Origin of the sequence: Streptomyces sp. NPDC059874, assembly GCF_042731135.1 — a bacterium.
Classification (GTDB): domain Bacteria; phylum Actinomycetota; class Actinomycetes; order Streptomycetales; family Streptomycetaceae; genus Streptomyces.
Genome location: NZ_JBHWJY010000032.1, coordinates 71734 through 80933 on the forward strand (window position 1 = coordinate 71734; position 9200 = coordinate 80933).

The window sequence follows — 9200 nt, forward strand, 5'->3', positions numbered from 1 at the left end:
GCTGGTCCACGTACCGTTGACGCATGACGAGCATCAGTGGTGCCGAGATGGTCGACTGGAACCTCGCGGTGGCGACCGCGACCCGACTGGTGCGGTCCGGCCCGGAGGTCAGCCGGGACGAGGCACGAGCGGTGGTCGCGGAGCTGCGCGCGCACGCCAGGACCTCGGAACGGCACGTACGCGAGTTCACCCGGATGATCCCCGAAGGCGCGGCCGTCCCCGACACCCCCGTCCTCGTCGTCGACCGGGCCGGCTGGGTCAGGGCGAACGTGGCAGGCTTCCGCGAGCTGCTCCAGCCGCTCCTCGGCAAGATGCAGGACCGTCGCGCGGGCACCCCCGGCGGCGCCGTGCTCGGAGCCGTCGGCGGCAAGGTCACCGGCGTCGAGCTGGGCATGCTGCTCAGCTTCCTGGCCTCCCGGGTCCTCGGCCAGTACGAGACCTTCGCGCCGGTCTCCCGCGACCTCCCCGGCTCCGCGGGCGGCGGCCGGCTGCTGCTGGTCGCCCCGAACATCGTCCACGTCGAACGCGAGCTGGACGTCGACCCGCACGACTTCCGGCTGTGGGTCTGCCTGCACGAGGAGACGCACCGCACCCAGTTCACCGCCGTCCCCTGGCTGCGCGACCACCTCGAAGGCGAGATCCAGTCGTTCCTCGGCGCCACCGAGGTCGACCCCGCGACCGTCCTGGAACGCATCCGCGAAGCCGCCCAGTCCTTCGCCGGCGCCCGCCCCGACGCCGAGCGCGGCGACGAGGGCCGCTCACTCGTCGAGCTCGTGCAGACACCCGAGCAGCGCGAGATCCTCGGCCGGCTCACCGCCGTCATGTCCCTGCTGGAAGGGCACGCCGACTACGTCATGGACGGCGTCGGCCCCGAGGTGGTGCCCTCGGTCGTCGAGATCCGCGAGAAGTTCCAGCAGCGCCGCGCCAGCGGCGCGGGCCGGCTCGACGCCGCCCTGCGCAAGCTCCTCGGCCTCGACGCCAAACTGCGCCAGTACCGCGACGGCGAACGCTTCGTACGCGCCGTCGTCGGCCAGGTCGGCATGGACGGCTTCAACCGCGTGTGGACCTCACCGAACACCCTCCCGACCAAGGCCGAGATCGCCCGCCCCGCCGACTGGGTCGCCCGCGTGCACCGCAAGGGGAGCGAGGGGAGCGAATAAAAGTGACTCGGGGCTGACTCGGGGGCGTAAACATGTCTCACTGGGGGAAGCAGCATCACCCGTCCGAGGGACCGTGAGGCGTGGAAGGGCGTGCGATGCTCGGGGAACGGCTCGGTTCTGTCACCATCGACGCACTCTGAGTGACAACCCGCCCCGCGCGGGCAGCCGGGCAAGCACCCCAGCGCACCACACACCCCGAAGCCTCCGAGGCATCCGAACACCATCGAAGGGCACCGGACATGGGTCCCCATCCTGCGGTCGCAGCGATACGCCTGGCGGTCCGCCGCGCACTCCATGACGTCCTCACCGACCTCACCGACACTCCCACCACAGGCGGCGGCCTGCCACTCGTCCTCGTCGCCTGCTCCGGCGGCGCCGACTCGATGGCACTCGCCTCGGCACTCGCCTTCGAAGCCCCCAAGCTCGGCATCCGGGCCGGCGGCATCACCGTCGACCACGGGCTGCAGCCCGGCTCCGACCTGCGCGCCGCCGAGGTCGTCGTCCGCATGACCGCCCTCGGCCTCGACCCGGTGGAGTCCGTCGCCGTGCGAGTCGGCCGCGACGGCGGACCCGAAGCCGCCGCACGTGACGCCCGCTACGGCGCCCTCGACGAGGCCGCCGACCGGCTGGGCGCGTCCGCCGTGCTGCTCGGCCACACCCGGGACGATCAAGCCGAAACCGTCCTGCTCGGCCTCGCCCGCGGCTCCGGCATCCGCTCCCTGTCCGGGATGGCGGAAGTGTCGGGAGGCCCCGGCCGCAGCCACCGCTACCGCCGCCCCTTCCTCCAGGTCGACCGGCAGACCGCCCGCAAGGCCTGCATGGTCCAGTCCCTCGCCGTCTGGGACGACCCGCACAACATCGACCCCGCCTACACCCGCTCCCGCCTGCGCCACGAGGGACTGCCCGCGCTGGAGAAGGCCCTGGGCAAGGGCGTCGTCGAAGCACTGGCCCGCACCGCCCAGCTCTCCCGCGACGACGCCGACGCCCTGGACGCCTGGGCCGCCGAAGCCGAGACCGGCGTACGGGACGAGGACGGCCGGCTCGAGTGCGCGAAGCTGTACGCCCTGCCCCCGGCCGTCCGCCGCCGGGTGCTGCGCAGGGCCGTCGTCGCCGCCGGTTCCCCCGCAGGCTCCCTCTTCGCCCGCCACATCGAGGAAGTCGACCGCCTCATCACCGGATGGCGCGGTCAGGGCGCCATCAACCTGCCCGGCCGGGTCGAGGCCCAGCGGCAGGGTGGCAGACTTGTCATCCGGCAGGGCTGATTGGTGCTGAAGCACGGCTGAGTCCTCCGGGGGTACCCCCGGAGCCCCGGCCGACAACGAAAGTGATGCGGGTGGACGAGAAGGACATGGGCAACGACCTCCAGTCGGTGCTCATCACCAAGGAAGAGATCGACGCGAAGCTGGCCGAGCTGGCCGCGAAGATCGACGCGGAGTACGCGGGCAAGGACCTGCTCATCGTCGGTGTGCTCAAGGGCGCCGTGATGGTGATGGCGGACCTGGCGCGCGCCTTGTCCACCCCGCTCACCATGGACTGGATGGCGGTGTCCTCGTACGGCGCCGGGACCCAGTCCTCGGGCGTCGTCCGGATCCTCAAGGACCTGGACACCGACATCAAGGACAAGCACGTCCTGATCGTCGAGGACATCATCGACTCCGGTCTGACGCTGTCCTGGCTGCTGTCGAACCTGGGCTCCCGCCAGCCGGCCTCCCTCAAGGTCGTCACGCTGCTGCGCAAGCCCGAGGCCGCGAAGGTCGCGATCGACGTGGAGTGGGTCGGCTTCGACATCCCGAACGAGTTCGTCGTGGGCTACGGCCTCGACTACGCGGAGAAGTACCGCAACCTGCCGTTCGTCGGCACGCTCGCCCCGCACGTCTACGGCGGCTGACCGCCGCTCCGGAGATTCGACGTCCCCAGGGCCCCGACGGGAACCTGGGGGCGATTCCCGCCGTTGGAGCAGGGAAAGCGGGTCTGTCAGCCGTCCCACGAGGCCGCGGGTGACAATACAGGGGTACATTCCGAAGAACAGTCTTTACTCACAGCAGCATTTACCTACGGGCAGGAGGGACGGGGTGCGTTGCGCCCCGTATGGATGGACGTGAAGCGATACTTCCGTGGGCCGGTCATGTGGATCGTGCTGGCCGTCCTCGCCGTGGTCGTGTTGATGAATGTCGTCGGCTCCGGCGGCGGCTTCAAGTCGGTGGACACCAGCGAGGTCATCAAGGCGATCAACAGTGGCCAGGTGGAGACAGCCAAGCTGACCACCGGCGACAGCCAGATGATCAAGATCGAGCTGAGCGAAGGCCAGAAGCTCGGCAAGCACGACGGCACCAAGTTCCAGGCCAACTACATCGGGGATCAGGGCGTCCAGCTCGCCCAGAACCTCCAGACCAAGTACGAAGCCGGTCAGATCCCCAAGGGTTACTCGGTGACCCCGGACAAGACCAGCCCGTTCCTGAGCGTGCTGCTCTCGCTCCTGCCCTTCGTCCTCATCGTCGTCGTCTTCCTGTTCCTGATGAACCAGATGCAGGGCGGCGGCTCCCGGGTCATGAACTTCGGGAAGTCCAAGGCCAAGCTCATCACCAAGGACACCCCGAAGACGACCTTCGCCGATGTCGCGGGCTCGGACGAGGCCGTCGAGGAACTCCACGAGATCAAGGAGTTCCTCCAGGAGCCGGCGAAGTTCCAGGCCGTCGGCGCCAAGATCCCCAAGGGTGTGCTGCTCTACGGCCCGCCCGGCACCGGAAAGACCCTGCTCGCGCGCGCCGTCGCGGGCGAGGCCGGTGTCCCCTTCTACTCGATCTCCGGTTCCGACTTCGTCGAGATGTTCGTCGGTGTCGGTGCCTCGCGTGTCCGTGACCTGTTCGAGCAGGCCAAGGCCAACGCCCCGGCGATCGTCTTCGTCGACGAGATCGACGCCGTCGGCCGGCACCGCGGTGCGGGTCTCGGCGGCGGTCACGACGAGCGCGAGCAGACCCTCAACCAGCTGCTCGTCGAGATGGACGGCTTCGACGTGAAGGGCGGCGTCATCCTGATCGCCGCCACGAACCGTCCGGACATCCTCGACCCGGCCCTCCTGCGCCCCGGCCGCTTCGACCGCCAGATCGCGGTCGACCGTCCGGACATGCAGGGCCGTCTGGAGATCCTCAAGGTCCACCAGAAGGGCAAGCCGGTCGCCCCGGACGTCGACCTGGGCGCCGTCGCCCGCCGTACGCCCGGCTTCACCGGTGCCGATCTCTCCAACGTGCTGAACGAGGCCGCGCTGCTCACGGCCCGCTCGGACAAGAAGCTGATCGACAACCACTCGCTGGACGAGGCGATCGACCGCGTCGTGGCGGGTCCGCAGAAGCGGACCCGGATCATGTCGGACCGGGAAAAGAAGATCACCGCGTACCACGAGGGCGGACACGCCCTCGTCGCGGCGGCCTCCCCGAACTCCGACCCGGTCCACAAGATCACGATCCTGTCCCGCGGCCGGGCCCTGGGTTACACCATGGTCCTGCCCGACGAGGACAAGTACTCGACCACGCGCAACGAGATGCTCGACCAGCTGGCGTACATGCTGGGTGGGCGCGCGGCCGAGGAGCTGGTCTTCCACGACCCGACCACGGGCGCGGCGAACGACATCGAGAAGGCCACCGCCACGGCCCGCGCGATGGTCACCCAGTACGGCATGACCGAGCGACTGGGCGCGATCAAGTTCGGCGGCGACAACACCGAGCCGTTCCTGGGCCGCGAGATGTCGCACCCGCGGGACTACTCGGAAGAGGTCGCGGCGCTGGTCGACGAAGAGGTCAAGAAGCTCATCGAGACCGCGCACAACGAGGCCTGGGAGATCCTGGTCGAGAACCGGGACGTCCTCGACAACCTGGTCCTCGCGCTGCTGGAGAAGGAGACGCTGGGCAAGGAGGAGATCGCCGAGATCTTCTCGACCATCGTCAAGCGCCCGGCCCGCCCCGCGTGGACCGGCTCCTCGCGGCGCACCCCCTCCACCCGTCCGCCGGTGCTCTCTCCCAAGGAGCTCCAGCTGACGAACTCGGCGAACGGCACCTCGGCGGCCGCGGCCGTCACGCCGGTCTCCACGGAGAAGGGCATCGAGGTGGCCCCGGAGGACCGCCCCGAGGCCTGATCCACCCGGAATGGAAGCCGCGCCCCCCAGGTTCTAGCCTGGGGGGCGCGGCACTTTCACGTGCCCGCGAGCGCTGTGTGCACAGGAACGAGGAAGACATGACCGACCCAGTGACCCTGACCGGTGACGAGGGCACGATCGGCGAGTTCGACGAGAAGCGCGCCGAGGCGGCCATCCGAGAGCTCCTGATCGCGGTCGGCGAGGACCCGGACCGAGAGGGCCTCCTGGAGACGCCGGCACGCGTGGCGCGGGCGTACAAGGAGATATTCGCCGGGCTGTACCAGAAGCCCGAAGAGGTCCTGACGACGACGTTCGACCTCGGGCACGACGAGATGGTGCTGGTGAAGGACATCGAGGTCATGTCGAGCTGTGAGCACCACCTCGTCCCGTTCCACGGCGTGGCCCACGTCGGCTACATCCCGTCCACGGACGGCAAGATCACCGGCCTGTCGAAGCTGGCCCGCCTGGTGGACGTGTACGCCCGCCGTCCCCAGGTGCAGGAACGCCTGACCACGCAGATCGCGGACTCCCTGATGGAGATCCTGGACCCGCGCGGGGTCATCGTGGTCATCGAGTGCGAGCACATGTGCATGACCATGCGCGGCGTGCGCAAGCCCGGCGCGAAGACCATCACCTCGGCAGTCCGCGGCCAGCTCCGCGACCCCGCCACCCGCAACGAGGCCATGAGCCTGATCATGGCCCGCTGAAGACGCGGTCAGGCGCCGAGCCGGGGCTCGCTCCTCGGCCGCCTGCTGTGGCAGCGCCTCGCCGACTGCTGAGCCCCGGGCACGGGCCGGGCACGGGCCAGGCACGGGCTAGGCGCGGGCCGCGCCCTCCGGGGTGTCGTCGTCCTCCGGGAGTTTCAGGACGTGTTCCAGGAAGAGCGCGGCGGCCACGACCGCCGCGCCCGCCAGGACCGAGAAGCCGGCGTACCAGGCCTGGTCGCGGCGGGCGGGGACGTCGAGGGAGTCGGCCAGCAGGAAGACGCCCACACCGCCGTACATGCCCGCCACCAGGGCCGCCACCAGGGCGCTGGCCTGGCCGAAGACCACCGCGCGGGCGGCCATCAGCGGCTCCACGCCCTTGGCGCCCGGGCGCCGCTCGCGCTGGGCCTTGAGGCGGGCGCGCATGGACAGGGCCGTCGCGAGGAGGATCACCGCGATCACGGCCAGCACGATGGGGGCGGCCAAGGGAACGCCCGGCAGGGTGCCGTACGCGTTCCACAGCCGGGCGCCCGCCCAGGACAGGACCCCGGCGACGGCGAAGATGCCCGCCAGGACCGCCGGCCTCAGTTGCTTCACTTGCCCGTTCCCCACTCTCAGTGCTCGCACTCGCAGTGAACAGGCTACTTAACGACTACTCCGGGAGGCGGAGTTCCAGGTCGGTGCGCGGAGTGACGCCGCTCAGGCCGATTCCGGCCAGGAGGGCCGCGACCGGACCGTGGCCCGGGATCTGGGCCTCCGGGTCGATGTCGTGCCAGGGGGCCAGCACGAAGGCGCGCTGGTGGGCGCGCGGGTGCGGGAGGGTGAGGACGGGGTCGTCGGAGACCACGTCGGCATACGCGACGATGTCGACGTCGATCGTGCGCGGACCCCAGCGCTCCTCGCGGACGCGGTCGAAGGCCTCTTCGATGGCCTGGCCGCGCTCCAGCAGGGAGGACGGGGGCAGGGTGGTCCGGATCCTGACGACCGCGTTGAGGTACGAGGGCTGCGAGCCGGGCTCGACGCCCCAAGGCTCGGTCTCGTAGACGGGGGAGACGGCCTTGACCCGAAGGCCCGGGGTGTCGCCGAGGGCGTCGATGGCGCCCTGCAGGGTCTCCAGCCGGTTGCCGAGGTTCGCGCCGAGCGCGACCACGGCCCATTTGGGGTTGGACAGGGTGACGTCCGCCGCGTCCACCGCTTCGGTGACGGACGCGGGTACGGGCTGGACGGTGGGGTCGCTCTGGGCGCTCAGTCCGTGGTTCATGCGCGGCTCCGGGTGATCGTGATGGTCACGTCGTCGAAGGGGACGGTGATGGGCGCGTCCGGCTTGTGGACGACGACCTCCACCTGCGCCACCGCTTCGTGCTTGAGGCACTGCTGGGCGATCCGCTCGGCGAGGGTCTCGATCAGGTCGACGGGCTCTCCCTGGACCACGTCGACGACCTCTTCGGCGACGACCCCGTAGTGCACGGTCTTCGCCAGGTCGTCTCCGGCCGCCGCGGGGCGGGTGTCGAGATGCAGCACGAGGTCGACGATGAAGGTCTGGCCTTCCTCGCGCTCCCTGGGGAAGACGCCGTGGTGCCCGCGAGCCTTGAGGCCGCGCAGTGCGACACGATCCACGCGAATCACTCCTGCTTTCGTAGGTACTTCCGGTCCGGGACTCCCCGAAACCATGGGCCTACGCCGAGTGCGGTCGGCGTCGTCCATCTTCGAATTTACCTGCGAAATACTCGGGATCCCGCCGGAGGGGGTCAGGCGGTGTCCTCTTCGTCCTCTTCGTCGGACTCCGTCAGGACGGGAGAACCGTGGTGGGACCAGAGTCGCCAGCCCTCGGGTGTGCGTCGGAACACATTCGTGGCGACGACCAGCTGGCCCACGAGTGGACCGAGCTCCCCGCCGTCCTCGGCGGGCCCTCCGCTGAGGATGTTCTCCGTGCAGGTCACCAGAGCGGTGTCGGCTATGACGGCCACCTTGGTGTCGGTGAGGAAGAACTGGATGTAGTCCGTGTGGGACATGATCAGCGCGTACGAGCGCAGTACCTCGCCGCGGCCCGAGAGGACGGGCCAGCCCGGGTGCACGCAGGAGATCTCGTCCTCCAGCCAGAGCGCCGACAGTGCGTCGAAGTCCCCCCGCTCCATGGCCTCGTAGAAGGCCGTGTTGACCTCTTCGACCGCTTCGATGTCGGTTCTGCTCACTGGGCTCCTTCTGGGTGTGTGCGGCTCACAGAGCCCCTTCCACTGCGCGGGCCACCCGAACCGCGTCCGCGGTCGCCCGTACCTCGTGGACCCGTACGGCCCATGCGCCCTGGTGGGCGGCGATGGCGGACACGGCTGCCGTGGCCGCGTCCCGCTCGCGTGCCGGCGGCGGGGCGGAGCCGTCGTCGCCGGCCAGGACCCGGCCGAGGAAACGCTTCCGCGAGGCGGCGACCAGCAGCGGGAAGCCGAGCGCGCGCAGCTCGGGCAGGTGCGCCACCAGGGCCAGGTCGTGCTCGGCGTTCTTCGCGAAGCCGAGTCCCGGGTCGACGACGAGCCGTTCGGGGGCGATCCCGCCGGCCACGACCGCGTCGATGCGGGCGCGGAGCTCGGTGGTGACCTCGCCGAGGACGTCGGTGTAGACGGCGAGGCTGTTCATGTCGGCGCTGAAGCCGCGCCAGTGCATGACCACGAACGGGACCTCGGCGGCGGCGACGGCGGGAATCATCCCGGGGTCGGCGAGTCCGCCGCTGACGTCGTTGACCAGCAGCGCGCCGGCCGCGACGGCCTGGGCGGCGACGGCCGCGCGCATGGTGTCGACGGAGACGGCGACGCCCTCGGAGGCGAGCCCGCGCACGACGGGGACGACCCGGCGCAGCTCCTCCTCCTCGTCGACGCGGGAGGCGCCGGGGCGGGTGGACTCGCCGCCGACGTCGATGAGGTCGGCGCCCTGCTCGACGAGTTCGAGGCCGCGCTTGACGGCGGCGGTGGTGTCGAACCAGCGGCCGCCGTCGGAGAAGGAGTCGGGGGTGACGTTGACGACGCCCATGACCGCGCAGCGGTCCCAGTCGGGCAGCCCTGCGACCCGGCCCCGGCCGGCGGCTCCGCGGTTGGTGTTCATGGCTCCCAGGGTAGAGCTGCCGGGTCGGTGTCCTCGTCCGGGCGGTGTGCGGCGTCGCTGTGGGGGGGGGGGGGGCCCCCCCCCCCCCCCCCCCCCCCCCCCCCCCGCGCGGGCCGG

Annotated in this window: 10 protein-coding genes; 5 read left to right on the forward strand and 5 right to left on the reverse strand. The window is 70.6% G+C overall.

Translation table 11 applies throughout. The annotated features are described in order from the left end of the window. Positions 1-23 precede the first annotated feature (23 nt). From ACFV9H_RS19965 to folE, 5 genes are all read left to right on the forward strand, one after another. A complete protein-coding gene (locus tag ACFV9H_RS19965; protein WP_385399821.1) occupies positions 24-1160 on the forward strand; it encodes a zinc-dependent metalloprotease in 1137 nt (378 codons plus the stop codon). Between the two features lie 239 nt (positions 1161-1399). After that, positions 1400-2422, forward strand: coding sequence for a tRNA lysidine(34) synthetase TilS (tilS, locus tag ACFV9H_RS19970; protein WP_385399824.1), 1023 nt, complete (start codon positions 1400-1402; stop codon positions 2420-2422). A 65-nt stretch (positions 2423-2487) separates the two neighbouring features. Further along, positions 2488-3048, forward strand: coding sequence for a hypoxanthine phosphoribosyltransferase (gene hpt, locus ACFV9H_RS19975; RefSeq protein WP_007264874.1), 561 nt, complete (start codon positions 2488-2490; stop codon positions 3046-3048). A 204-nt stretch (positions 3049-3252) separates the two neighbouring features. Then, positions 3253-5289, forward strand: coding sequence for an ATP-dependent zinc metalloprotease FtsH (gene ftsH / locus ACFV9H_RS19980; protein ID WP_385399827.1), 2037 nt, complete (start codon positions 3253-3255; stop codon positions 5287-5289). A gap of 98 nt (positions 5290-5387) precedes the next feature. After that, positions 5388-5996 carry a GTP cyclohydrolase I FolE gene (gene folE, locus ACFV9H_RS19985; protein WP_365165259.1) on the forward strand — a complete coding sequence of 203 codons (609 nt, stop codon included), beginning with the start codon at positions 5388-5390 and terminating at the stop codon, positions 5994-5996. Positions 5997-6104: 108 nt separating this feature from the next. Here folE and ACFV9H_RS19990 read toward each other — a convergent pair whose 3' ends face one another. The 5 genes from ACFV9H_RS19990 to folP form a co-directional block, all read right to left on the reverse strand. Next, complete coding sequence (locus ACFV9H_RS19990; protein WP_385399830.1) at positions 6105-6590, reverse strand: DUF3180 domain-containing protein; 486 nt, start codon at positions 6588-6590, stop codon at positions 6105-6107. A 55-nt stretch (positions 6591-6645) separates the two neighbouring features. After that, positions 6646-7254 (reverse strand): 2-amino-4-hydroxy-6-hydroxymethyldihydropteridine diphosphokinase, encoded by a 609-nt coding sequence (gene folK, locus ACFV9H_RS19995; protein ID WP_385399832.1) that lies wholly within the window; start codon positions 7252-7254, stop codon positions 6646-6648. Next, complete coding sequence (gene folB / locus ACFV9H_RS20000) at positions 7251-7610, reverse strand: dihydroneopterin aldolase (protein WP_030010912.1); 360 nt, start codon at positions 7608-7610, stop codon at positions 7251-7253. Before folB ends, folK begins: the two co-directional genes overlap by 4 nt. A 131-nt stretch (positions 7611-7741) precedes the next feature. Further along, positions 7742-8185, reverse strand: coding sequence for a nuclear transport factor 2 family protein (locus ACFV9H_RS20005; protein WP_385399835.1), 444 nt, complete (start codon positions 8183-8185; stop codon positions 7742-7744). A gap of 25 nt (positions 8186-8210) precedes the next feature. Beyond that, positions 8211-9083: a dihydropteroate synthase gene (gene folP / locus ACFV9H_RS20010; protein ID WP_385399838.1), complete on the reverse strand. Its 873-nt coding sequence runs from the start codon at positions 9081-9083 to the stop codon at positions 8211-8213. Positions 9084-9200: the final 117 nt, after the last annotated feature.

What these genes read in the sequence shown, in the direction of transcription:
- ftsH (WP_385399827.1), top strand. Translation starts at nt 3,253, where the DNA reads ATGGACGTGAAGCGATACTTCCGTGGGCCGGTCATGTGGATCGTGCTG.
- folP (WP_385399838.1), bottom strand. Translation starts at nt 9,083, where the DNA reads ATGAACACCAACCGCGGAGCCGCCGGCCGGGGCCGGGTCGCAGGGCTG.
- folK (WP_385399832.1), bottom strand. Translation starts at nt 7,254, where the DNA reads ATGAACCACGGACTGAGCGCCCAGAGCGACCCCACCGTCCAGCCCGTA.
- folE (WP_365165259.1), top strand. Translation starts at nt 5,388, where the DNA reads ATGACCGACCCAGTGACCCTGACCGGTGACGAGGGCACGATCGGCGAG.
- tilS (WP_385399824.1), top strand. Translation starts at nt 1,400, where the DNA reads ATGGGTCCCCATCCTGCGGTCGCAGCGATACGCCTGGCGGTCCGCCGC.
- ACFV9H_RS19965 (WP_385399821.1), top strand. Translation starts at nt 24, where the DNA reads ATGACGAGCATCAGTGGTGCCGAGATGGTCGACTGGAACCTCGCGGTG.
- hpt (WP_007264874.1), top strand. Translation starts at nt 2,488, where the DNA reads ATGCGGGTGGACGAGAAGGACATGGGCAACGACCTCCAGTCGGTGCTC.